Source organism: Polaromonas sp. (assembly GCF_041689105.1).
Taxonomy (GTDB): domain Bacteria; phylum Pseudomonadota; class Gammaproteobacteria; order Burkholderiales; family Burkholderiaceae_C; genus Polaromonas.
In genome coordinates this window covers 1-24,666 of record NZ_JBDNGU010000146.1, presented here as the reverse complement: position 1 = coordinate 24,666, position 24,666 = coordinate 1, and the positions used below count along the sequence as shown (strand labels likewise).

At 60.5% G+C, this 24,666-nt stretch carries 19 protein-coding genes and 2 pseudogenes; 9 read left to right on the top strand and 12 right to left on the bottom strand.

Annotated elements, in window-relative coordinates; genetic code table 11:
• From ACESMT_RS15220 to ACESMT_RS15205, 4 genes and pseudogenes are all read right to left on the bottom strand, one after another.
• Positions 1-149, bottom strand: a pseudogene (locus ACESMT_RS15220) (transposase domain-containing protein); the annotation flags it as partial.
• A 114-nt stretch (positions 150-263) separates the two neighbouring features.
• Positions 264-1,268 (bottom strand): tyrosine-type recombinase/integrase, encoded by a 1,005-nt coding sequence (locus ACESMT_RS15215; RefSeq protein ID WP_372827436.1) that lies wholly within the window; start codon positions 1,266-1,268, stop codon positions 264-266.
• A complete protein-coding gene (locus ACESMT_RS15210) occupies positions 1,261-2,217 on the bottom strand; it encodes a tyrosine-type recombinase/integrase (RefSeq protein WP_372827435.1) in 957 nt (318 codons plus the stop codon). The genes ACESMT_RS15215 and ACESMT_RS15210 overlap by 8 nt, the downstream gene beginning before the upstream one ends.
• The gene (locus tag ACESMT_RS15205) at positions 2,214-3,440 is read right to left on the bottom strand and encodes a tyrosine-type recombinase/integrase (protein WP_372827434.1); all 1,227 of its coding nucleotides are present in this window, start codon (positions 3,438-3,440) and stop codon (positions 2,214-2,216) included. The genes ACESMT_RS15210 and ACESMT_RS15205 overlap by 4 nt, the downstream gene beginning before the upstream one ends.
• A gap of 147 nt (positions 3,441-3,587) precedes the next feature.
• Here ACESMT_RS15205 and ACESMT_RS15200 point away from each other — a divergent pair.
• Positions 3,588-3,791, top strand: a pseudogene (locus ACESMT_RS15200) (transposase domain-containing protein); the annotation flags it as partial.
• 135 nt (positions 3,792-3,926) lie between these two features.
• Here the strand turns inward: ACESMT_RS15200 and ACESMT_RS15195 are convergent.
• The 3 genes from ACESMT_RS15195 to ACESMT_RS15185 are packed head-to-tail and all read right to left on the bottom strand — an operon-like array spanning position 3,927 to position 7,348.
• A complete protein-coding gene (locus ACESMT_RS15195) occupies positions 3,927-4,847 on the bottom strand; it encodes an MBL fold metallo-hydrolase (RefSeq protein ID WP_372827437.1) in 921 nt (306 codons plus the stop codon).
• Between the two features lie 21 nt (positions 4,848-4,868).
• Complete coding sequence (locus tag ACESMT_RS15190; RefSeq protein WP_372827433.1) at positions 4,869-6,554, bottom strand: AMP-binding protein; 1,686 nt, start codon at positions 6,552-6,554, stop codon at positions 4,869-4,871.
• A 59-nt stretch (positions 6,555-6,613) separates the two neighbouring features.
• On the bottom strand, positions 6,614-7,348 hold the full coding sequence (locus ACESMT_RS15185; RefSeq protein ID WP_372827432.1) for a hypothetical protein: 735 nt from the start codon (positions 7,346-7,348) through the stop codon (positions 6,614-6,616).
• 68 nt (positions 7,349-7,416) lie between these two features.
• Between ACESMT_RS15185 and ACESMT_RS15180 the strand changes: the two genes are divergently transcribed.
• The 7 genes from ACESMT_RS15180 to ACESMT_RS15150 all read left to right on the top strand — a co-directional run bounded on the left by ACESMT_RS15180 (position 7,417) and on the right by ACESMT_RS15150 (position 16,766).
• Positions 7,417-7,923 carry a hypothetical protein gene (locus ACESMT_RS15180; protein WP_372827431.1) on the top strand — a complete coding sequence of 169 codons (507 nt, stop codon included), beginning with the start codon at positions 7,417-7,419 and terminating at the stop codon, positions 7,921-7,923.
• Positions 7,924-7,939: 16 nt separating this feature from the next.
• Positions 7,940-9,565: a GMC family oxidoreductase N-terminal domain-containing protein gene (locus tag ACESMT_RS15175; protein ID WP_372827430.1), complete on the top strand. Its 1,626-nt coding sequence runs from the start codon at positions 7,940-7,942 to the stop codon at positions 9,563-9,565.
• 12 nt (positions 9,566-9,577) lie between these two features.
• On the top strand, positions 9,578-10,504 hold the full coding sequence (locus ACESMT_RS15170; RefSeq protein WP_372827429.1) for an esterase/lipase family protein: 927 nt from the start codon (positions 9,578-9,580) through the stop codon (positions 10,502-10,504).
• Between the two features lie 74 nt (positions 10,505-10,578).
• The gene (locus ACESMT_RS15165) at positions 10,579-11,700 is read left to right on the top strand and encodes a response regulator (RefSeq protein ID WP_372827428.1); all 1,122 of its coding nucleotides are present in this window, start codon (positions 10,579-10,581) and stop codon (positions 11,698-11,700) included.
• Positions 11,701-11,780: 80 nt separating this feature from the next.
• Positions 11,781-15,167 carry a response regulator gene (locus ACESMT_RS15160; protein WP_372827427.1) on the top strand — a complete coding sequence of 1,129 codons (3,387 nt, stop codon included), beginning with the start codon at positions 11,781-11,783 and terminating at the stop codon, positions 15,165-15,167.
• 216 nt (positions 15,168-15,383) lie between these two features.
• On the top strand, positions 15,384-16,043 hold the full coding sequence (locus ACESMT_RS15155; RefSeq protein ID WP_372827426.1) for a helix-turn-helix transcriptional regulator: 660 nt from the start codon (positions 15,384-15,386) through the stop codon (positions 16,041-16,043).
• Between the two features lie 63 nt (positions 16,044-16,106).
• Positions 16,107-16,766: a Crp/Fnr family transcriptional regulator gene (locus ACESMT_RS15150; protein ID WP_372827425.1), complete on the top strand. Its 660-nt coding sequence runs from the start codon at positions 16,107-16,109 to the stop codon at positions 16,764-16,766.
• A 13-nt stretch (positions 16,767-16,779) separates the two neighbouring features.
• Here the strand turns inward: ACESMT_RS15150 and ACESMT_RS15145 are convergent, their stop codons facing one another.
• The 5 genes from ACESMT_RS15145 to hppD all read right to left on the bottom strand — a co-directional run bounded on the left by ACESMT_RS15145 (position 16,780) and on the right by hppD (position 23,908).
• On the bottom strand, positions 16,780-18,720 hold the full coding sequence (locus ACESMT_RS15145) for a hypothetical protein (protein WP_372827424.1): 1,941 nt from the start codon (positions 18,718-18,720) through the stop codon (positions 16,780-16,782).
• Between the two features lie 6 nt (positions 18,721-18,726).
• Positions 18,727-19,815: a phosphatase PAP2 family protein gene (locus tag ACESMT_RS15140; protein WP_372827423.1), complete on the bottom strand. Its 1,089-nt coding sequence runs from the start codon at positions 19,813-19,815 to the stop codon at positions 18,727-18,729.
• Positions 19,816-19,853: 38 nt separating this feature from the next.
• Positions 19,854-21,611, bottom strand: coding sequence for an adenylate/guanylate cyclase domain-containing protein (locus ACESMT_RS15135; RefSeq protein WP_372827422.1), 1,758 nt, complete (start codon positions 21,609-21,611; stop codon positions 19,854-19,856).
• A 134-nt stretch (positions 21,612-21,745) separates the two neighbouring features.
• Positions 21,746-22,597: a phenylalanine 4-monooxygenase gene (phhA, locus tag ACESMT_RS15130; protein WP_372827421.1), complete on the bottom strand. Its 852-nt coding sequence runs from the start codon at positions 22,595-22,597 to the stop codon at positions 21,746-21,748.
• A gap of 168 nt (positions 22,598-22,765) precedes the next feature.
• Positions 22,766-23,908 (bottom strand): 4-hydroxyphenylpyruvate dioxygenase, encoded by a 1,143-nt coding sequence (gene hppD / locus ACESMT_RS15125; RefSeq protein WP_372827420.1) that lies wholly within the window; start codon positions 23,906-23,908, stop codon positions 22,766-22,768.
• A gap of 151 nt (positions 23,909-24,059) precedes the next feature.
• Between hppD and ACESMT_RS15120 the strand changes: the two genes are divergently transcribed.
• Positions 24,060-24,533: an Lrp/AsnC family transcriptional regulator gene (locus ACESMT_RS15120; RefSeq protein WP_372827419.1), complete on the top strand. Its 474-nt coding sequence runs from the start codon at positions 24,060-24,062 to the stop codon at positions 24,531-24,533.
• Positions 24,534-24,666 lie beyond the last annotated feature (133 nt).

Here is a 24,666-nt window from a genome sequence, read left to right as displayed (position 1 = left end):
TGCGTAGGCAGCCGAGTCAGCACATCCTTCAGGTAGGCATACGGGTCATGCCCATTGAGCTTGGCTGACTGGATCAGGCTCATGACGGCCGCCGCCCGCTGGCCAGCTCTGAGCGAGCCCGCAAACAGCCAGTTGTTTCGTTTATAAGCAGCTGCTCATAAACGAAATAATGCGAACTGTGCGCTTATGCGAAGTCAGCAGACCATGCCTGCGCTCCCGCCCTCGAAGAGGCGACGTGAGCTATCGCTCACCACTTCGCATAATCACAGTGCCTGTAGGAACGCCAGCAAGGCCTTCGGTGGTCGGTACCGGGCCTGCTTGATGCCTGGCGCCTTCAATCGAGCAAGAGAGCGTTCCTTCATCGCAAGGTCGGCCTCGACGTACATGTGAGTCGTTGATGGGCTCTCGTGCCCTAGCCACAGGGCAATCTCGCAGGGGTCTGCACCGGACTGCAGCAGGCTCATCGCCGTGGAATGCCTGATGACGTGCGGCGAAACCGATATTTTTGCCAACTCGGGGTGCCGCAGGGTGGCGACATCCACGGCCAGCTTCAAGCGCTGCGCGACGTTCGCGCGGGTCATCGACACTCCGTCTCGGCGAGGCAGCAGCGGCGAGTTGGCCTGCAGACTGGGATTCAGTGCCAGCCAATCTCTGATGGCCTTAGCCGTCGTCTTCCATAGAGGCAGCGTTCGCTGTTTGCGGCCCTTGCCGTGCAGCCGGACGCTCGACGTTGGTCCGAGCACCACGTCGACGAGACGCACGGCGACGACCTCCGAGACCCGCGCGCCGGTGTTGAACATCAGCGTCAACATCAGGCGGTCGCGCTGACCGATCCAGGTGTCGGTCGGCACGTCGATCACGGCCAGCATCTGTTCGTTCGGCACGAAGCCGACCATTTTGCGATCAAATCTCTTCATCGGCACCGCCAGCGCTTGTTCGATGACGCTCAGGTGTGCAGGATCGTGCCCGGCGGCGAACTTCAGGAACGACCGCACTGCCGCCAGACGGGCGTTGCGGCTGCGCACTGAGTTGTGGCGCCGCTGCTCAAGGTGATTGAGGAAGTCGAGCAGGAACTTCGCGTTGAGATCGGTCAGTTGGAAGTCGGTCGGTGCCTTGCCGTGTTGCTCATGCGCGAAGCGCAACATCAGAACGAACGTGTCGCGGTAGGAGGCCACGGTTCGCGGGCTCAGTGCGCGCTGCTGGGTCATGTAGTCGGTAAAGAACTGCTGCACCAGGTTCGCGAACGTCGGCGATGACAGCTTACTCATCACGACCTCCTTCACAAGCGAAGCGCTCGAACTTCGAGCCGACCAACTCCATGAGCTCCGGCACGCCGGTGAGGTACCAGTACGTGTCGCTGATCTTCGCGTGGCCCAGGTATGTGCATAGCCAGAATATGCCGTGCTCGACTGACACGTCAGCCTCATTCCATCGCTGAATGCGTCGCACTGCGAAGGTGTGCCGAAGGTCGTGGATACGCGGGTGTGCATGGTCGCCGCGGGTCTGCCACTGCAGGCTCGGCCTCATGCGTTCGAACACGCTCTCGACCGTCCGCTTGGGAAGGATGCCACCTTTGCGTGTTACGAAGAACGGTGCTGCTGCGCCGGGGTCGGCGTGCCGGTTACGGCGATCCCGGTACTGAGCCAGCGCCTGGACCGCGCTGGCGGCTATGGGCAGGCAGCGCGACTTGTGGAACTTCGTCTGGCGCACCGTGATGGTCGCATTTTCCAGATCGACGTCGCCCACCTTCAACTGCAACGCCTCGGAGAGCCTGAGGCCAGCGGTGGCGATCAACCCGAACAGCGTGCAGTATGTGAGCGGACGCATGCCGCCAGCCGGTCTTAGGCCACCGGCGGCATCAAGTAGAGCTTGGATCTCCTCGTCCGTGTAGATGTGTGGGGTCAGTCGGCGGTGCCCCCGTCCGAGTACACCCGTTGGCGGTATTTCGGAGGCAACCTGAAACTGCCGGTAGTAGGCAACGAACGGTCGGGTGATCTCCAGCCGTCGTGCTGCGGTCACCTCACTGGTGCGCCGGACGTGCTCTTGCGCCCACGCGATCTGCAGCTCCAGGGTGATCGGACCTTCGTGGCCTCGGCTGTCGGCGAAGCGAGCGAACCGCTTCAACTCCGTGGTCGGTGCGATCAATGCGAAGCCAAGCTGTCTTCGCTCCTGCAGGTAGCGCTGCACCGCCTCCATCAATGAACCCGCGGCGTTCATGCTGGACTCCCTGGCCACGGCATCGCGACCGCGGCCAAACGAGTTTGATCGACCTTTGCGTAGATCATCGAAGTGTTGAGCTCGCGGTGACGCAGCACATCAGCCACCTCCTTGAGCGTGCCGCCAGTTGCCAGTATTCGGCTGGCCAGCGTATGGCGCAAGATGTGGACCCGGGTGTATGGCAATCCGCCGCGCAGGTATGCAGCTCGCACGGTGTTGCGAACCACGTCGGCACCGACCGGGTGGTCTACTGGTGCGACGTGCCGAACGAAGACTCGTCGGCTGGTGGTCTTGGGCCGCTCAGAACGAAGGTACTCGGCGATGGCTCTGCCGGTCGATTCGGGCAGGGGCAACACATCCGCACGGCGGGACTTGCCGTGGGCGACGCACAGTGTGCCAGCTGTCCAGTCGACATCGTCCAGGTTGAGGTTGATGGCTTCGCTGCTGCGCAGTCCCAGGTCAACAAGACAGCGGACGATGGCAAAGGCGCGCAGGCGTGACGGCAAGTTCAGTGGGAATGCGTTGAGCAGTTGATCGAGTTCGGACGCCGACAGCGTCTGCGGCAACGGTGCCAGCCGCCAACGGGCTGGCGATGCGATCACGGGCAACAGATGGTCGACCAGGTCGCCCTCAAACGCCCGGAAGCGCAGGTAGCTTCGCAGTGCACCTGCCAGCGAAGCGCCGCTGGCCGTCGATACCCGAGCGAGCTCTCCGGCGATGAACTGGCGTAGCTCCGACGCACTGGGCGTGGCCGAGGATGTGCGCAGGAGTAGCGACCGGGCAATCTTAAGTCGGCTATGCCGTGTGCTGGCCGCGAGACCCCGGGCTTGTTCCAGGTGTTCGTCAAAGCGCTGTAGCACGGAGTCGGTGGCGCAAACTGGGCCAGCGACAGTTGATACGCCATGACAGGCAAGGACTGTCAGCAGGTGGCTCAAAGCTGCCCGAACTTGACGAGGGTCCGTCTGCACGCGCCGCGCACAGTCACAATAAGGCAAGTGCTCTTGAACGAAGCCCCTGAGGGGGCCTTGCAGATCGCCAAGATCAAGCGATCGTCTGCGGCACCAGTGCGCGAAGTGCGCAACGCAGCCGAGGTAGGCCCGCGTGGTCCCAGGCGCGTACCGCCGAGAGGTCAGATGTTCAACGTACGCGTGCACGAACGGCGCGAAGACGCTATCGCGCAGCCATGCTGCTGATGTCGCGGAAACCGAACTGAATGCATCCATGATGTTCTCCTGAAGTGGGGTTGCCACCGCAGGAGACGCCAATTTTTATGTGAAGTCCAGCGCAGTCTTTGACCGCCGGACTTGACTGTTCGACTTCGCATAAGCGTGCAGTTCGCATTATTTCGTTTATGAGCAGCTGCTCATAAACGAAACAACTGGCTGTTTGCGGGCTCGCTCAGAGCAGGTCAGCGGGCGGCGGCCGTCATGAGCCTGATCCAGTCAGCCAAGCTCAATGGGCATGACCCGTATGCCTACCTGAAGGATGTGCTGACTCGGCTGCCTACGCAGCCGAACAACCGTATCGGTGAGTTGCTGCCGCATCGCTGGGCGCCCGCCTTCGCCAGCATCTGATCTCTACGCCGTCGGCTCCTTCCGCGTGTCAAGGGTGGGTTCGCTGGCCGCTTACCCAGAGACAGCCGCATGCCGCAGACAACAACAGCCTATCTGCAAAAGCGGCGCAGAAAAAAGGGGCATCACGCCGCTGGACTAAGCGTTGGAGACCAACTCACCGTTTCTGCGGGCCGCGCCTGATCGCACCAACTCATTTGTAAGCTGCTCTATCCAGATCTCCAGCGGTGTGGACGCGAAAAAGGTACAGCGGATCTGCTCGAAATAGCTGGTATTCCTCGACCACTCCACAAAGTTGGCGAAGCGCAACTGTTGCTGCTCGAGCAGCTTGAATTTGAGCAAAACCTTGGCGGCATGCTGCGCGTGCCGGCTGGGGTTGCTGACAAAGGCATCCAGACGTTGACGGGCAGAAGCCAGAACTTCGGGCCGGTAACCAAACACTGCACCGTGACCGGGAATAACGGTGCGAGGCGCCAACTGCTCGATCATGTCCAGGGTCGCCGCCACTTCGTCAAAGGCGTTCGTTCCATCAAGCTCGGGAAAAATCACCCCGAAGCCACTTTCCCACAACGCATCCGCTGAAATCAACGTGCGGGACTGGGGCTCAAAAAGAATAAGTGAGTGGGGGTCATGGCCGGCTGCTGTGTGGATCTGCCACGCCCTGTTCGCAAGCTGGATTTCGCCGCCAGGAAGCAGCAGCCCGCTGAACCGAAACTGCGGGCAAAGCTGCCCCGTGGGCGCATAGGTCAGGGCGACCGGATTCCAGGAGGAAACGAAATGCGCTTGCCCGGGCGGAATCAAAGTCTGCAGATTTGGATAAGTGGCCTGAAGGGCCGCATTGCCACCGCAATGGTCGCTGTGTAGATGCGTGTTCAGAAGAAAATCGAGTGAGCGTTGCCCCAAGCCAGCATCAACAAGATCGAGTGTCTGCCTGGCGTGCGTGCTGTAACCGCTGTCAATCAGGGCGGTTGAGGCCGAGCCGAGCATAAGAACATTGTTGGACGACAACCATCCCCGTTCGAAAACGCTCACGCCCTGCGGAAGCCTGTCGTCAGTCATGAATGACATCCGTCAAGGGGGTCAGGATAAGGCGCGCAACTCACGTCGAAGAATTTTCCCCACGTTGGTTTTTGGCAAATCATCACGAAACTCGATGTACTTGGGGCGCTTGTACCCGGTGAGATGCTGCCGGCAATACTCGCCGAGGGCTTCTTCCGTGAGCGTGGGATCGTTCTTGACCACAAAAACCTTGATGGCCTCGCCCTGACTATCGTCCACGATTCCGATTGCTGCGCATTCGACAACGCCCGGACACATTGAAATCACATTCTCAAGCTCATTGGGGAAAACGTTGAAGCCAGAAACAATGATCATGTCTTTCTTGCGGTCAACAATCTTCGTGTAGCCGTGCTCATCCATGATGCCGATGTCCCCGGTGCGCATGAACCCGTCTGGCGTGAAGGCTGTCTCGTTTTCTGCAGGTTGTTGGTAATACCCTGTCATGACCTGCGGGCCTCTGATGCAAATTTCACCAGACTCACCGATAGGAAGCGACCTGCCATCGTCGTCCTTGATGACAATATCGATCCCTGGCAAGGGCAGGCCAATGGTCCCGGTGAATCCTTTGTTCAGCACGGGGTTGTTGGTGCCGATGGCACAGGTCTCGCTCATGCCCCAACCTTCGATCATCGTGCTACCGGTCACTTCCAGCCAGTGTTTGGCTGTGCCTTCGGATGCGGCCATGCCGCCGGCCTGTGAAACACAGAGACTGGAAAAGTCCACGGACTGAAACTGTGGATGCTGCAGCAGTGCGTTGAAGAGGGTATTGACTGCAGGGAGCATGTGAAACGGGTGCTTCTTCAGAACTTCAATGAATTTGCCGAAGTCCCGCGGATTGGGGATCAAAGTGAGGTGGGAGCCCCAGCGGATCGCGAGCAGGCAGAGTGTGAGCGCGAAGATGTGATAAAGCGGCAAGGCGGCAATGCCGTTGGTCTTGCTGACATCGCCAACGCGGCGCAGCGCCGGCGTGAACCAGGCTTCGGCCTGCAACACGGCCGCCACAATGTTCCGGTGTGTCAGCACCGCTCCTTTGGACAGTCCAGTGGTTCCCCCGGTGTATTGCAAAAAAGCGATGGAATCGAGGTCGCTTTGTGCTGGCTTGATGGTCTTGCCCTGTCCTTGTGCCATCACCCGCTTGAAAGGCGTGACGGTGCGGCCACCCATGAGGGGCAACTTGTAGGCCGGCACCATTTTTGCCAGATGCCGCACGGCAAAAGTGATCCACTGGCCGTACCAGAAACCCAACAGGTCGCCCATCGATGCGACCACCACATTCCTGATGGACGTGTTTTCGATGACTGCTTCAAGGGTCGTCGCAAAATTCTCGAGAATCACGATGGTTGTCGCGCCAGAATCCTTGAGCTGGTGCTCGAGCTCGCGGGCCGTGTAGAGCGGGTTCACATTGACGCAGGTGTAACCCGCGCGCAGGATGCCCGCCATGGTCACCGCAAACTGCGGAATATTCGGCAACATGATCGCCACCCGGGCGCCGGGTTCCAGCCCCTGTGCTTGCAGCCAGACGCCCATCGCAGAGGACAGCTCGTCGAGTTCGCCGTAAGACATCCAGCGGTCCATGCAGACCGAAAATGGCCGGGACGCGTTTTTCTTGAAGGAATCTTCCAGCAACTGATTCAGCGAGCGGAACTGCTCGGGATCAATGGTGTGCGGAACACCGTCGGGATAACTCTTGAGCCAAAACTTGTCCATGAAAACTCCTTGTGTGCCATTGTGAAAGCACATGAGCCTTCGGTGTATGGGGCTTGTCCCTAATGCGCTGGGGTGCTGGCAAGCAGTTGATGCAATTTCGTCTCGCAGGTGACAGCGTCATCGTCAAACAGGGTCGCGATCCAGGCTGATTCGCGACTTTCGATCAAGGCAAGAAACTCCTGTGCGCCTTTCATGTCCGCGAAAGCATCAAAGCCCGCCTCAAGAAAACCTTGCAGCGAACTCAGGCCGGCCGCTGAAGCTGGTGCCCGCATCATCTTCAGAAGGCTGCGCAGCCCGCGCATGCGGGTCAGGCGGTCCAGCTCCCGGCCGAGTTGCAGCACCACCTGGAGCTGCCGGTTTCTGGCTGGCCGTTCTGCCACATTGCGCCAGCATGTGATGTAACGCGCGTGCAGGCTGAGTGCAGGAGTTAGCAGCCACTGCGCTGCCATCAGGTCGTCGAGCTGCTCGGTAAGCGCATGCACCTCGGCCAGCGAGGCTGCGGTCTCGACCACGGCTTGCGGAAAGAGGCGCGCAATCGTGCTGGCGATACGGGCAAACTGCTGATCGCGTTGCGCGTAGTCTCCGTCTCCATACAGTTCCTGCAGAAAAAACCGGGTGGCGAGCTGGTAGCGGGGGGTATGCAGAAGATCGGCGTAGGTTGCCCTGAAGCGCTGCGCTTGAAAGCGCTTGACCTCGACACTGGCCTGCTCAAGCAGAGGATGGGCGACGCGGTGACGCCGCAGCTGTGCTACAGCCTGCATGGCCTCATGAATACGGGATGCGGTGACGTCCATATAAACACGGAGTTTATCTAGGTGCGGCGCCCTATTGAAATGCATAGAACGCGTGAGAAACTGGACCCATGCAAAGAAGGACCCTATTCAAGCTCGGCACCGCATCAGCGCTCGCGCTGGCTTTCACCGGGGGTGTCGCGTCTCTGGTGCAAACCGGCTTGCAGGACGGCAAGCTCGGTGAAGGCGGTCGCGAAGTATTCAGGGCAGTGGGACGCGCGGTGCTGCAGGGAAGCTTGCCAGCGGATGCGCCAGCCAGGGAAGCCGCGCTCGATGGGCTGCTTGCCCGGATCGATGCACTGACCCTCGCGCTACCTGTGCACGCGCAGAACGAGCTGTCGCGATTGTTGTCCCTGCTGGCCAGCACGCCCGGTCGGCGCGTGATGGCCGGGTTGGGGACGGCTTGGCCGCTGGCATCCGAAGCGGGCATTCAGCAAGCGCTCCAGGGCATGCGCCTGTCCAGTCTCGCGTTGCGCCAGCAAGCGTATGCCGCGTTGCACGACATCACGGCTGCCGCCTACTTTACAGATGCATCTACCTGGCCGCAGCTCGGGTATCCCGGCCCGCTGAAGCTCTAACCATCCAGAAAGCAGCATGAGTCAATTACAGGACCCGATCCGCGACGGTCTCCAGCGTGGCTGGAAAGTCCTGGGGGGCGCGCTGGGTCCAGCGCCTGCCAAAATTGTCTGCGACGTGGCCATTGTTGGCAGTGGCGCTGGCGCAGGAGTGACGGCGGAACTGCTGGCCAAGGCGGGCCTGAGCGTGGTGATGGTTGAAGAAGGACCGCTCAAAAGCAGCAGCGACTTCAACCAGAAGGAGTCTGAAGCCTATCCGCAGCTCTACCAGGAAAGCGCCGCGCGCAAAACCGAGGACAAGGCGATCAACATCCTGCAGGGGCGCTGCGTCGGCGGCTCCACCACAGTCAACTGGACCAGCTCCTTCCGCACGCCGGCCGCGACACTCAAATATTGGCAGGACGAATTTGGCCTGGCCGACTACAACGTGAAGGCGCTGGCACCCTATTTCGCGCAGGCTGAAAAACGTCTGAACATCCTGCCCTGGCTGACCGCGCCGAACGAAAACAATGACCTGCTGCGCCGCGGCGCAGCCAAACTCAATATCCAGGCGGCGGCGATTTCGCGCAATGTCAAAGGCTGCTGGAACCTCGGCTCCTGCGGTCTGGGTTGCCCGACCAATGCAAAACAATCGATGCTGGTAACCACCATTCCGGCAGCACTGGATCTGGGTGCGCAACTATTGACCGAGATGCAGGTGGAGAGGTTCGAACTGGCCAACGGCAAGGTCACCGCCTTGTATTGCAAAAATGTGATGCCAAATGGGGCTCCAGCCCAGACGGAACGAGGGCAGACAGCTACAAAAATAATAGCGAAGCACTATGTGCTTGCTGGTGGCGCGATCAACTCCCCGGCGGTTTTGCTGCGCTCCGGCGCGCCCGATCCCCATGGCTGGCTGGGCGCCCGAACCTTTTTGCACCCGGTGGTGATGAGTTCTGCCGTGTTCTCGCAGAAAGTTGAGGCCTGGAATGGGGCACCGCAAACCATTTACACCGATCATTTCCTGAACACCCAGGCCATCGACGGACCGATCGGCTACAAGCTCGAAGCACCACCTCTGCATCCAGTGATTTTTGCGTCGACGGTGCCTGGCATGGGACAGAGCCAGCGTGACCTGCTCAAGACCTTTCCCAACAACCACACCTTGCTGGCGCTGCTGCGCGACGGGTTCCATGAGCAGTCTCGCGGCGGCCAGGTCAGGCTGCGCGGCGACGGCTCGGCTGTGCTGGCCTACCCGCTCACTGACTATGTGATGGACGGCGCACGGCGCGCTCTGCTGTCGATGATGGAAATCCAGTTTGCCGCCGGTGCCCTGCAGGTGTTGCCTCTGCACGAAATGGCTCAGTCCTACACGACTTGGCCCCAGGCCCGTGATGCCGTGAACGCCTTGCCGATGAAGCCCATGCTCACCAAAATGGTGAGTGCCCACGTCATGGGCGGCTGCGGCCTGGCCGGCCAGGAAAAACTGGGCGTGACGCGGCCTGACGGCGTGCACTGGCAACTGGAAAATTTGTCAATTCACGACGGGTCGATTTTTCCAACGAGCATAGGCGCCAACCCACAACTGTCCGTCTACGGAACAGCCAACCGCCTGGCACAGGGCCTGGTCAGCAAGCTGACCGGGCGCGCCGTTGCCCTGGCCTGAATTGCGCTGCTCATGGTGGCCCGCCTTCAACAACTGATTACCTGCACTTTGCTGGTCGCGGCATTGGTGTGGTTGCTGCTTTTCTGGGAATGGTCTGCAGTGCTGGCGCTGTCCGGTGTGGTGGTTCTGATTCTGGGGTATTCGGGCTTTCTTGCGGTCGAGTTTGTCGCCCTGCGATTTGTCAACCGCAGTGACCCGTCGCCACAACCTTCGTGGCGGGAGCTGGCCGGAGCCTGGTGGGGCGAAACGCTGACAACGCCCTGGGTGTTTTGCTGGCGCCAACCTTTTCGCTCCAAGTTGTTCCCTGACGAACTGGCGCTGGAGTCTGCGGTGCCAGGTCGCCGCGGGATCGTGTTCATTCATGGTTTTTTTTGCAACCGCGGGTTTTGGTCTCCGTGGCTGAAACAACTGCAGGGCAGCGGCCATGCCTACATGGCCGTCAACCTGGAGCCGCCGTTTTCTTCCATCGACAATTACGTCCCGCTGATCGATGCAGCCGTTCGAAGGGTGCATGAGGCCACGGGTCTGCCGCCACTGCTGGTGTGCCACAGTATGGGCGGGTTGGCTGCGCGCGCCTGGTTACGGGCCATGAAGGCCGAGGATCGCATTCACCATGTGGTAACGCTTGGCACGCCGCATCGCGGCACCTGGCTCGCCCGCTTCAGCCGGGTTGCCAATGGCCGCCAGATGCAGCTGACGGGCCAGTGGCACCAAGAGCTGGACGCAGGCATGCCGACCCATCGGCATCGTCTGTTTACCTGCTGGTACTCCAACTGCGACAATATTGTGTTTCCGAGCTCTACCGCCGCTTTGCCCAGCGCCGATAATCGGCTGTTGCGCGGGGCCGCTCATGTGCAACTGGCTTTCTTGCCCCAAGTGATGCTTGAAACGCTGGCGATGACAGGCATTAACTGTGGAAAAGTACGCACAAGGCATTAATCTGACCGCCAAATCAGTAACGAATTGTGTATGCTGGAGTTGCCTCTTGTTGAGGTGTCCGCCTGGAATAAACAATGGCTTTGATTGTGTTGATGGAAGACGATGCGGCCACACGCACGCTGGTGGCCTCGGTGCTCAGAAAAGACGGCTATGACGTGCTTTCAGCCGACAACGGGCTGTCGGGGCTGGCGCTGATCCGGCAGAACAAGCCCGATCTGGTGATCAGCGATGTACAAATGCCGGTGATGGACGGTTTTGCAATGCTGCAGGCCTTGCGCGCGGACCCTGCCATCATGGCTATCCCGGTGGTTCTGTTGACTTCGCTTCAGGAGCGGGCTCACATGCGCATTGGCATGACAAGCGGCGCAGACGATTACATCACCAAGCCCTTCAGGCCCGGCGAGTTGCGCGAGGCGGCAGCGGCCCAGCTCAACAAGCGACAGATGCAGGCGGCGGTTCAGACCATGGCGGTGGAGGCGGCCGTTCAGGCCGCGCTGGAAGACCAGAAACATCACTTGTCGTACTTGTACGAGCAAAAGCTGGCTTCGGAACTGAGTGAAAAGTGGCCTTCCGCCGACGGAACCAGCGACGACGAAAAATTCTCCAATGCCACTGTATTGTTTGTGGATGTGCTTCATTACGCCGCACTCGCTGAAAAATTGTCGAGTTCCGAGCTCAGCGATGTCGTGCGCCAGTTCTACAACAACGCCGGTGATACCGTTCATCTGTTCGGAGCGAAGCACATGCAATTTGTCGGCGAGGGTTTGCTGGTCGTTTTTGTCGACAGTACCGACACGGACTCCGTCAACCACGGCCTGCGTGCCGCCCGTGCTGCACTGGGGCTGCTGGATGCGGCCAGGCGTGTGCAGAAATTTATCCACAGCCAATTTCCGACCCACCGGCTTCCCCGGTTCGACGTCAGCGTGGCATTGAACAGCGGTCCGGTCGCGTTGGCCAAACTTGAAGATCCCCTGCACGGCGGCATGCATATCTTGCCTGTCGGCGACACCGTAAGCGCCACCTTGCTCCTACAAAAACAGGCTTACAAGGCTGGCTGGCAAATTGCTGCCAGCGTGGCCATGTTGAGAGGCGTCACCGGCGGCGTGACCACGGGCGGGCGGGCGCTGGTTGCCTTGCCTGGCCGCAGTGCGGCGCTTGATGCTGCGGAGCTGCTGGGTCTGGCCCTGCAAGCCTGACAATCCAGTCGCAGCGACGAACGCATTGGCGCAACAGGTTTATGCCCAAGAGAACACTTTCCCTGCGTCGAGTTCTTGTCGTGAGCCTTTTGCTGTTTGCGTTGGTGCCCGCGGCATTGGTGGCTGCGTTGATGGCGCGCAGCAGTGCCCAGGCTGTCCAGGATCTGGCGGGGGAAATTCTTTTTAATGTTGCTGCAAAGATTCAGGCAGGCACGCAGGCCCATCTGGCGCAGGCGCACAACGTCCTCAATGGTCTATTTCCCGAGCGCCTGAATGCCTCGCAAGCTGAACAGGCCCGGGACTGGCTGCGCCACGGTGCCGCCTTCGAACCCATGGCGTTTGCGCTGACCAGACAGTCCCCGGATGTGCCTCAACTGTATTTTGGCAACAGCCGCGGCGAGTATTTCTCAGTAGAGAACAACGCTGGCGGGGCGACCATTCTGGTCCGCTCCCCAAACGACGCGGTATTGCAGGCTTTTGCTGCCCGGCGCCCGGGTGACAGGACAAAGCCGATGGTGGCGATTCCGGGGTTCGAGCCTCGCACCCGCAACTGGTACCAGGGCGCTTTGATTGCCAAGGGGCGCATTTTTTCACCCGTCCAGGTGGTCCCGGACCAGCCGCAACTGCTGGTCACGCTGTCACAGCCTGTGTATGACAGCGATGAAGGTGCGGCGGGCGTCTTCGGCGTGGACCTCTATCTGCAGCAGCTTTCCGCCTTGCTGCAAACACAACGCATCAGCGCACGCGGGGCCGCTTTCATTGTTGATGAGGCGGGCCTGCTGGTTGCCGGATCCGCCGGGGACCCCCTGTTTGAGGACCAGCAAGGCCAACAGGTGCGGCGCAGTCCGCAGAACAGTGCCAATCGGGTTATTCGTGAAAGTTTTGCTGCGCTCGTGCTGGAGCGCTCCCGCAAGCGCGAGGATTCAGTCGCCAGCAACACGACCTTGCAGCGTTTGGCTCTGCAGGGTGACACGCTGATGATGGTCCAGCGCCCGTTTGGCGAATCGCTGGGGCTGCGTTGGACGCTGGTGGTGGCTGCGCCAGAAAGCGACTTCACTGCAGACATTGACCGCGCCTGGAAGTTGTCCCTGGGCTTGATCGGCGGAGTTGTTTTTCTGGGTGCGCTGGTCGCACTTTATGTGGGTAATCGCATTGGCCGCAGGCTCAAGCGCCTCAGTGTGGCCGCCCAGCAACTCGGGCGCGGAGAAGTCCCCCGGATCGACCGCGGTACCCATCTGCGGGAAGTGATGGCCTTGTCGCAGGTGATGCACGACAGCGCAGAGCAGCTCAAAAGGTATCGGGCCGAGGTGCAGATCAAAACCCGGGCCATCGAAGATGCCAATGAGACGCTGGAACAACGGGTAGCGCAGCGCACTGCCGAGTTGCTGGCGTCCCGCGAGGAGGCCTTGCAGGCCGCCAGGGCCAAGGCTGCATTTCTGGCAACCATGAGTCATGAGATTCGCACCCCGCTCAATGGCGTGGTGGGCATGAGCACCCTGCTGGCCGAGACACCGCTGGATGACGAGCAAAGCGACTATTTGCAAACCATTCGCCTCTCCAGCGATCAATTGCTGGCCGTCATCAACGACATTCTGGACTTTTCCAAAATTGAGTCGGGCAAGCTTGATCTTGAGGCCGAACCCCTGAGTCCTCGCAGCGCCATTGAAGAAGCCTGCGATATCGCGGCCCCCCGGGCCCGGGAAAAAAACCTGGAGTTGATCGTTGACGTGCCCGAGTTGGGCGGCGGCGGATGGCCGGAGATGCCCGAAGCCATCGCCGGGGACATCACACGCATCCGGCAGGTTCTCATCAACCTCATCAACAATGCCGTCAAATTTACCGAAAAGGGTGAAGTGGCCGTGACTGTCCGGCGGCTGCCCCAGGCCGATGATCCGGGACTCGTTCTGCTGGAGTTCCGTGTGTCTGACACAGGAATAGGCATCCCGGCGGACCGTATCGGTTCGCTGTTTCAGGCCTTTACCCAGGTTGACGCTTCCACCACCCGCAAATACGGCGGCACCGGTCTGGGGCTGGCCATTTGCAAGCGGCTGGTCGAGTTGATGGGCGGTGACATCGGCGTGGACAGTGTGCCGGGGAAGGGCTCGACTTTCTGGTTCACCATCCAGGCGCCGCCGGCGCCGCCGGCGCAGCTGCCTGCCGTGTCGGCCACCCTTGACGCCCTGGCCTTGCAGGGCAAGCAGGTGCTGGTCGTGGATGACCACGTGACCAATGTCCGGGTCCTGACGCGCCAACTGCAGATGTGGGGTATGCAGGTGAGCAGTGCCGACTCCGGCGCCCAGGCCCTGCGGAGCCTGACGCAGGAGAAATCCCTGCGACCCGACATCATCATCACCGACATGCACATGCCCGAAATGGATGGCGTGGCGTTGGCGCGAGCCATCAAAGCCAGTAGCACCCTGACTGCGGTGCCGCTGGTGCTGCTTACCTCCGGGTTCATGCCCCCTGGCCAGGAGGCTGTGCAAATGTTCAAGGCGCGTTTGCTCAAGCCGGCTCGTCAGAAGCAGTTGTTCGATACGCTGATACGTTGCTTTTCGGGGGAGGGCAGCGACAAGCCGCCAGGGCGCGCAAGCGCAGGCACCCCCGGCCCCGAAGCCAAAAACATGACGCTGCTGGTGGTCGACGACAACGCCGTGAACCTCAAGGTGGCCTGTGCCATGCTTGCCAAACTGGGGTACCAGTCCGAAACCGCTCTGGACGGCCGGGAGGCTGTGCAGACCGTGGCGCGAGCCCACGGCGCGGGTTGGCGGTTTGGCGCCGTCCTGATGGACGTCAACATGCCCCGCATGAACGGGTTTCAGGCCACGCAGCATATACAGGCCATGATGGGCAACAAGGCGCCGCCTATCCTCGCCCTGACCGCCGCCGCATCGCCCGAAGACCGCGCGCGCTGCGCCGCCGCCGGTATGGATGACTACCTGACCAAGCCGTTGCATGTGTCTGCGCTGGCGCAAGCGCTGGAGCGCTGGTTACCCAGAATGACCTCTGCAGCTGAGGGATCGGGAAAACCTGCCAGACCAGTACCTGTGCGCGACCGGGCAGAGGGCCCCGCGTTGCTGGCGGCTACCCAGGCGGCGCCGGTCAGGCCGGCGCGTCGAGCGGACGGCAAACTGATGGACCTTGAGCGTCTCGCCCAGTTCAAGGAGTTCGATGACGACAAGCTGAGCATGACCCGCGAGGTGATTGGCCTTTTTATGGCCGATGCCTCCCAGAGGCTCAGTGCGATAGACCAGAGCATCCGCGCCGATGACCCTGTGGCGCTGGCTTGGGCCGCCCACGCACTGATTGGCGCGACCAGCAATGTGGGCGCTGTCGCCATGCAGGCTGTCTGCGTGGAACTGGAGGCGGTGGCAAAGACGGGCTGTGTACCCGCCAATGCCCCCCAGCAATTTATCGAGCTGCAGGAGTATTGGACGCAGACCAGAGCGGTATTGAGCACATGGGTGTAAGTCGGACGACCATAACTCACGGCCTTGTCAACGCTGCGTAGGCCTCACTTGGTAAGTTGGCGCACGCTTGTAGTTGTCTCCGGCGCCAAAGGTGACCATCAGGTGCTGGTTTGATCTTGTGAAATTGTTCACACGTAGCGGGCGCCTTATTCACTATCATCATTCGTTCAGGCTTTATACGCTTAACAAGTTGCAACGGCTACAAAGCGATTGAAGATGAACACCTTGTTGAAGGCCGGATTCGCGGAGCCGGCCCTGCTTCTTGCCAATCCGGAGTTGGGCGATGCCAGTCCGGATGTCCTGTCCCTGTTGGTTGACGCATTGGCCCATGGCGTTGTTGTGGTCGGCGAGCGCAATCAGATTATTCACGCCAACCAGGCGGCCCGGATCGAGCTCAATCGCAGCCGGGTGCTGGGCAAGGTCGGCGACGAACTCCAGGCAACCACGCCGGCGGACAGTAAAACGCTGCAATCGGCCTTGGTCAAAGCCGGCGCCGGCAAACGCAGCCTGATCAATGTCACGGGCGGCGGCTTGAGCCTGATGCTGGCGGTCGTGCCCCTCAAACATGAGCTGGGTGGCTGGAAAAGTCGGACTGCGGTCTTCTTTTCGCGTGTCGAGGTGTGCGAATCAGGGATGTTCGGGTTTTTTGCCCGCAATTACGGATTGACCCAGACTGAAGAGCAGGTGCTGGCGATTTTGTGCAGGGGCTTGAGCACGCCGGAGATTGCTGTCCAGATGAAGGTTGCCGTGTCTACCGTGCGCAGCCATGTGCGCAGTCTTTGCGCCAAAACCAGCTCCAGTGGTGTCCGTGAACTGGTGAACCGGGTGGCTGTATTGCCACCGGTGGCGCCTTTTCACCTGGTTCAAATCCACTAAACCCCCGTCTCTGGCGCCGACGGCCACACTGACGGCACGCCACGTGCTAGATTACGGCTCATCATGAGTACGTCAAGCACCTCCAATGAAGACCTGTACACCCCGCTGGTTCCCGAGTTGCGGTCGCTGGCGCGCCGAGGGGTGCAGCGCACCTATCGTAAAAATGCCGTCCTGATCAACGAGGGCGAGGCCGGCGACAGCCTGTTTGTGCTGCTCAAAGGCAGTGTCAAGGTGTTTGCCATGGACGAGAGCGGACGGGAAATCACCTACGGCACCGTGAACGCCGGCGATTATTTTGGCGAGATGTCCCTGGATGGCGGCCCCCGGTCCGCTTCGGTGATGACGCTCGAGCCCTGCACCTGCGCGGTGCTCAGCCGCTCTGATGTCAGCGCGCATCTGGTTGAAGAGCCTGAGTTCGCCATCAACCTCGTGGTTCAGGTGATCCGGCGGGCCCGGGCCGCCACAGAAACCGCTCGCAACATGGCGCTGCTCGACGTGTATGGGCGACTGGTCGCCTTGCTCGAAGAACGCCGCGGCGAAGCGACTGAGGGCGAAGGCAACAGCACCATGCTGGAATCCATCACGCACCAGGACATTGCCAACTGCGTCGGTGCCTCGCGTGAAATGGTCAGCCGCCTGCTCAAGGATCTTGAAAAAGGTGGTTACATCGAGCTCGGCATCCGTCGCATCACGCTGCTTAAAAAGCTGCCGGCTCGCTGGTAGTCCCCGAACATTTTCAAAGTGCGTTAAATATTTTCCGCGTGATTTGGGGGGCGGCATCGCTGGTGCCGACCAGCCGTGCAACGCCAGCGCTGCGTGTGCCCGCCGCTTTAAGCCCCAGCAAAGCCGGGTTCTCGTCGCTGAAAGCTTCGGTATCAGGCACCTTCACCACGCCCGGCCGCTTGGGCCGTGCTGCGTCGGGGTCTGGTTTTTGCGGCGAGTAGTGTGCCCAGTGCGGCCCGGTGATCCGCGTGCCGCCCACAGACACTGTCTTGCTCCCCGTGGCGATGCTGTTGAAGCTGCCGCTGCGCCGGATCGGGCTCGGGTTGTCGGGGTGGTCAACGAACGAGTCCGGGTTGCCGCTGGTGTCGTACCACTTGTCCTCGAAGTGCGACTGGCGCGCGCCACTGCGGGTGCCAATGACCACGTCGTCCCGTTCCACATAGGCGTCAACGGTGACCGGTTTTTTGCCCGTATTGGTCAACGCAATCTGCCAGACGCCACCGGGGGCGGTCGTGGCCTTCTTGTCAAAACTGAAGGTTGGCGCGACCGCAAGCAAGGCGCAAGTGCCGCGCCGACCCGTGGCAACGGCCTGGGGGTAAATCAGGGCGCACACAGGCAGCTTGCCTCCATCCGTCCACATTTTTGATTCACCAAACTTCAGTGGCGGCAAGGCAGCACGCCCCGGCGGGGTGATGGTGATCTCCAGGCCTTCGCGGTCTTCCTCAATCCACAGTTCCATAAAAGTTTGAGTCGAATCGTCCGGTAGCCCTTGCCAGTTGAGCGTAATGCGCTCACCTTTTGATAGCGTTTTGTTGGCGTGCGTGCGCAGCTGGTAGCTGTTGCCGGCGGCCAGTGCTATCTGCAGGCGCCCGCCCAGCAGCCCGATCAACTCGTCCATCGCCGCTTCCAGCAGTGAGGTGCCATCGTGCGGGCCGGCCAGCGTGCCGAAGCTGATGTTCACCGCCACCTTGGCATCGTCGGCGCAGCGCGACAGGATGTACAGCAGGCCATCCAGGACGCTCACGTTCATTGATCCGCCAGAGGTATCTCGCACCGTGTCGTAGTCGAGCTGCACAGCAATCAATGGTGCCCGGCTGGCATCGTCGTCTGCCAGCGCCCAGCTCGGCGGCGCGTCAAAACCCGGGGGCAGATTGGCCACTTGCGCAAGCAGGCTGCGGGGCCCGGCCGCCAGGTCCATCACATGGGTACCGTGGCTGACTGACGTGTCCAGTGCGTGGAAGAAGGGCCTGCCTTTGGGCATCTTCTTGCCCAGGGTGGACAGCCCCAGCGCGACATAAACCGCGCTTTCGTCCACCAGGCCGTTGTAGGTGCTGGCCTGAATCGCTAAGTTGATGTCGGCGGCGGTCAGCTCGTGGCCGTAACCAAGGCTTGCAGGTGTCGGGCCTGTGCCCACCCCGTCCTGTCGCCAGAAGTAGCGGGTGCGTGCCTTTCCGCCGTCAAGGAAGTTGACATGCGCCACAGCCAGGCTGTCGTCAATCAGGCCCAGCACTTTGCCGTACAGCAGCGGACCGGAGGGTGCTGCTGCTTGAACGGGGGTCTGTTGGCCAGTGGGTTCGCCGGCATACTCGGCCGCTGGCAAACCCAGCTCAAGGCGCAGGACCAGTGCATGCAGCCGCCCGCCGGGCTGAAGGTGCTTGAAGAAAGCCGGCTTCACCCTTGCAGTGCAAAACGTCAGGCCCGCAGGAGCGGCCCGACTGGTGTACACAGGCGGCACGAGCAGCCATTTGGTTGATGCCGCTCCAATCAGCTGCTGCACCGTGGTGCCCGCCGTGAGTTCAACAGCAACCGGCAGCCACTTGGGCCGATTGTCGCCATAGCCCGAAAAGTCGTCGGTTTCAGCCCAGATCAGGTAAGGGTCAAAACCGTTGGTGGCACCAGGCACGGCCCAGTCGATGCCCGTGAACTCGCCCTTGGGCAGTTTGGTCCAGGTCATGACAGCTTACTTGAGTGGTTGCCACTCTTTGGCGGCTTTGGTCCACATGAATTCGAGTAGCGGCGATGCGGCAATGGCCGAAGCGGATACCGCGTACTCGTAGTAGCCGCTTTGGTTGTCGGTCATTGACACGCGGGGGTCAAAATCGATCACGGTGTCTTTGGGGCCATGGAATTTGGGGCCGTTGAAGCCGCGTTCATGTAACTTGAGATTGCCGGTGCAGCGAGCCACGAAAAAATCGGCCAGGGATGTACCCAGCAGTCGCCCAACCGCGCTGTCAATGGGGTAATGCAAACCTGCGACCGTACGGTTCACCGCACAGCGGGCTGCGAATCGCTCCAGCTGCTCCTTGTACTTGGAGCCATGTGGCAGCAGGGCCTGGAGCAACGCGCAAGTCAGGTAGGCTTCTGTTGCGTGGCCGCTGGGCCAGGTGGCGTGGCCGGGTGTAGGGATCATCGGCTGAATCTGTGGCGACAGTTCCACCGGCCGGGCGCAAGCAAACGCGTGCTTGAAGCGCATTTCGACATGGGTCGCCAAGGACATCGCCAGGTCCAGCAGTTCAAGTGTGTATTTGTGACGGTGGGTGGAAAGCCCCACAATCGACGCCCAGAAAGCCGCGCCACCTCCTATCTGCGCCAGAACTTCTGCGCCGCGGTCTTCGCGCAATTCCGCGTAGTTGGCAACCAGGTCCAGTTGCTGCGTGAAGATTTTTTCATTCGGGCGTACCAGGCGCGCCAGCGTCAAATCCTTGAGTGGCTTTTTGTCCAGATTAACGAAACCAAGGGTCACGGCTGCTTTTCCTTGGTTGACATCGAAGTGCAAGCCGGAGAGCATTTCCAGCGCGCATACCGCCATCCTCGGGCCTACAGCCCAATCGGCAAGGCGTTCGGGCTTGTCCAGTGGGGTGGGCAGCGAGAAGGGAAGCGTTGCGCCTTGAAATGGGCCAGTGAGGGCTGATCGACTTTTTGTCAGAGCATCAGCTATCAGCGGATCTGTTGCGCCGACTGCGGAATACCCGGAATAGCCCGAGTAGCCGGAATAGCCCGAGTAGCCCGAGTAGCCCGAGTAGCCGGAATAGCCAGAGTAACCAGACATTGAAATTCCTTTTTGGAGTTAATCGAATCGGAGCAACGTCACTCAGGCAGGCCTGCGACACGAAGCGCACTCACCAAATGCTTCATGTACTCAGGTGACGATTTCGCCCCCGGATAACCTGCGATGAATTTGGTAACGCTGAAGCCGGGGTCAAAGGTCAATAATTTCCCGATCGTCGCTTGCGCCTCTCCATGGTCACCGTTTAGCGATTGCGAGATGGCCAGCGATCTGTAGCTGGACAAATGCATCTTGTTAGCCTGCAGTGAGCGACGCGCATACTTGATGGCGATAGGATATTTTTCCGCGGATATTGCAGATGCTGCGGCCAGAGAATCGTAGTAGTACTTCAAAGGGTCCAACGGTGACAGCTGAATAGCCCGCTCGGTGGCGGCAAACGCCTTGCTTCCCTCACCCTTGAAGGCATGCATGATGCCGGTATAGAGCCAGGCAAGGGACTCGTTTGGATTCTTTTCAATCGCTGAACGATGTCGTTCTTCCGCCACTTCAAGGTTCTTCAGCAGGTTGCTTTGAACTATCCCTTCAATAGTCAATGCCAGTGCGCAGTTCGGGTCAACGTCCAAGGCACGGTGCGTCGCGTCCAGCGCAAGACGCGCATCCTTGTCGGGTGAAATAGACCAACCCTGAGACGCGCGCATGACGTACCACTTGGCCAGCCATGCATGGGGGATGGGATGGCGTCGGCCGCGTTCAATCAGGTGATCAAGCATCTGGTGGGAGCGCTCGAACTCCGCGGGTGAGGTGCGATGCATCAGCGCGACGGCGCCCAGCAGCAAGGTGTATCCCTCGAGGGTGGGTATGGCCTGGCTGTGCGCCCGTTGCAGCTGTTGTGACATTACCGAGGAACTCGCCGCTGCGACCACACGCGCAATCAGCTCATCATCGGCTGCAAACAAGCCATGCACTTGCCCCTTTAAGTTGTCCGCCCAAAGGATGTGGCCCGTCTTTGCTTCGATCAATTCGACGAATAAAACCAGCTGCGTTCCGGCACTGCGGCAGGTGCCCGAGAGGATGTAAGTGGCGCCCAGATGCGTTTTGATGTCTTCAACGGCTTCGCGTCGGTCCCGAAACACCGTGGTCGACAGGCGCGAGATCACATGCAATTCCGAAGTTCTTGACAGGGCAGCAATCACCTCATCGGCCAGCGCCTCACCCAGCAATTCATGACCAGGCTCGCTGCTACGCATGGCAAACGGAATCACCGCGATGGTGGGGCGCAGGTTCAGTTCAACGGCATTGCCCGCCGGGACGATGGGTGCATCACCGGGTGGGCCCACGCGGTAGGCGCGCACCGGCGCCTTGACATGTTTGAGGTGGCACTCGCCGAGGTCTTCCACATCGGCGTCCAGCACCGGGGCCAGCTGGTCGCGCATGTCGGCAGTGACCACGGTTTCGCCCGGACCCGCCAGCGTGCTCACGCGCGAAGTCAGGTTGACGTCGGTACCGTAGATGTCGTGCTGGTCGGTGACAAAGCTGGCCAGGTGGCCGCCCATGCGCAGGTGCATCTGGTGCTCGGGCCGTACGCCGGCATTGGCTTTCCGGGTGAAATTGTGCAGGGCAAATGCGGCTTTGACGCAGCTTTGGGCGCTGGCAAATTCCAGCATCAGGCCGTCGCCCAGGCTTTTGACAATGCGCCCGTCATGCTGCGGCAGCACCTTGTGCTCCGCTTCTTCCACGAGTTGTTGCCACCGCCGTACAAAGCCATCCTGGTCCTGCTCCATGATCCGGACCGACTCCACCACGTCCATGACCAGCAACACTTTGGTGTTTCTTGTCATCGCGGCAGGTAGTTCGATCAACGGGAGCCTCATCGTAGACGGAGTAACAAAATTTTACCTCCTCCTTTTGTAGGAGGCGCCGTCTGGATGAATCGCGGCAGGCAGATGTGGCGCTGGCGGGCCGGGCCGTTGCTTTAGTGCTGAATTGCCTCTTCTTCGGCGGCTCGCGCGTCTGCCGCTATTTCTGGCAAAACACGCAGGCGTTCATAAATCGGCGTGAAGTCCGGCGCAGTTTTATCGAACAGCTCCTGAAAGCTGTTGATCACAAAATAGGTCTGCTGGTAGCAGTCGATCTTGTAGCGGGTGCGCATGACGCGTTCGATGTCCTGCGGCAGGCGCTGCGGGTCGGGGCTTTGCACCGAATGCTGCAACTCACCGGACGAGCTGAGGATGCCGGCGCCGTAAGCACGCAAGCCGTCCGCTTGCTGGATCAGCCCGAATTCAATCGTGTACCAGTACAGGCGACTGAGTTGCTCGCAAGCGCCCAGGCCGTGGGCCTTCAGCCCGCCTTTGCCGTACTCTTGCATGTGGTCGGCGAAGATGGGGTTGAACAGCAGTGGCACATGGCCGAACAGGTCGTGAAAAACGTCGGGCTCGACGATGTAGTCGAACTCTTCCGGCTTGCGGATCCAGTCGGTGACCGGAAACTTGCGGTTGGCCAGCAGGGTAAAAAACGGCACTTCCGGAATCAACCCAGGCACGGTGACGATTTCCCAGCCGGTGGCTTTGCACAAGCGTTTGTTGATGTCTGCGAAGCGCGGAATGTGGTCGCTTGCGCCCAGCGAAGGCAGGGCGGTTATGAACTCGTCGCAGGCCAGGCCCGGCAGCAGCGCGGCCTGGCGCGCGTACAGCCGCCGGTAGGTGTCGTGGTCGGCTGCGGTGTAGCTGTCGTAGTCCTGCGGGCAGGTGTAGTCGGCGCCGGCGCGCGTGTAGTCGCCGCGCGGCGGGCGCTCGCTGGCACCGTAAACAACAGGTTCTGTGGCCATGGTTCATCACTCCTGGATTCAGGGTCTCGCCCCTATCGCTGACTTGGCTTGTTCGCGTCATCCCGGACTTGATCCGGGATCCATATTGCATGAACCACCATCGCGGGCTGGCGCGGCATGGATTGCGGATCGAGTCCGCAATGACAAACCATCGCCCGCAATGACAATTCAGGCGGCTGTCTTTGCCTCGAGCACGCCGCGGCGCATCTGGTCCAGCTCAATGCTTTCAAACAGCGCCTTGAAGTTGCCTTCACCAAAACCCTGGTTGCCCTTGCGCTGGATAAATTCAAAGAAGATCGGGCCGAGCTGGTTTTCGCTGAAGATCTGCAGCAGCAGCTCACCGGGTGCGCCGTCCACCAGAATATTGCGCGACTGCAGCTCGGCCAGGTTTTCGCCATGGCCGGGGATGCGTTTATCCAGCAGCTCGTAGTAGGTGTCGCTGGTGTTCAACAGCTTCATGCCGCTGAGTTGCAGGGCGTCCACGCTGGCAAACAGGTCGTCGGACCCCATGGCAATGTGCTGGATGCCTTCGCCCTGGTATTTGTCGAGGTACTCCTGGATCTGGCCGGCTTTCTCGTTGCCCTCTTCGTTGATCGGAATGCGGATTTTGCCGCAGGGACTGGTCATGGCCTTGCTTTTGACGCCAGTGGCCTGGCCTTCGATGTCGAAGTAACGCACTTCGCGGAAGTTGAACAGGCGCTCGTAAAAGCCCGACCACTCGGCCATGCGGCCGCGGTGCACGTTGTGCGTCAGGTGATCAATATAGGTCAGGCCGTGGCCCACCGGGTTCAGTTCGGCGCCGGACCCATTTGAAAGAGGCTCAAAGTCCACATCGAAGAAACCGATGTTGCCGATGTCGCCTTCCCTGGCGCCGTTCTTGCCGCGCCAGCGGTCGATGAAATAAATGATGGAGTCGCCAATGCCCTTGATCGCCGGAATGTTCAGCTCGCCGGGGCCGGCGGTGTGGGCATAGCCCCAGGCGCCGAGTGTGATGGCACGCTCATAGGCGGCCTTGGCGTCCTGCACGCGAAAGGCGATGGCACAGACGCTGGGGCCGTGCTGGCGCGCAAAACGCTGGGCAAACGAGTCGGGCTCGGCGTTGATGATGAAGTTGATGCCGCCCTGACGGTACAGCGTCACGTTCTTGTGGCGGTGTTTCGCAATCGGCTTGAAGCCCATGCGCTCAAACAGCGCGCCCATCGCTGCCGGATCGGGTGCGGCGTATTCAATGAACTCAAAGCCGTCAGTGCCCATCGGGTTGTCCCACCCGGCGGTGGCGGTTTTGACTGCTGGCGTGGCGGTGGAAGTCATGGTGTCTCCAGGCAATTGAACTGAAAGGGCAAAGAGGCAAAAAATGCCAAAAGGTACAGACGATTCACTGTACAGGCGTCAACCCTCATTTTTTATGCGAATCGAGGCGTTGATCTGGCCAGTTCCGCAGTAAACCTGCAAAATACTTGCCATGGAAGCATTAGACAAGCTGGACAGGCTCATACTGCGCAGCCTTCAGGCCGACGGCCGGGCTACCTACGACCAGATCGCCGAACAGGTCAGCCTGTCGCCCAGCGCCGTGTTGCGCCGCGTCAAGCGGCTGGAGGAGAGCGGCGTGATCGACCGTTATGTGGCCCTGGTCAAACCCGAGGCCGTCGGGCTGGGGCTGACGGCGTACATTAATGTGCGGCTGGAAAAACACACGGAGTCGCACAAGCGCAACCCGATGGACCTGTTTCGCGCCAGCGTGCAGACCTGGCCCGAGGTGGTGGAATGCGCGGCACTGACCGGTGAGATGGACTACCTGCTGCGCGTGGTGGTGGCTGACATGGGGCACTACAGCCGCTTCATCATGGACACCTTGCTCAAACACCCCAGCGTGCAGGACTGCAAAACCAGCTTTGTGCTGGATCGGGTGAAGACAACCACTGCGGTACCGGTCTAGGAGCCTGTCGGACTTGGGGCGTCGAGAGCGAAAATCGGGCCCAGCGAGGACAGTTTTTGCCGGATTTGCAGACCCATAGCCCAGCTATGGGACAAAAAGACGGTGAAAAATGGACCGCTGCGGTCGATTTGCA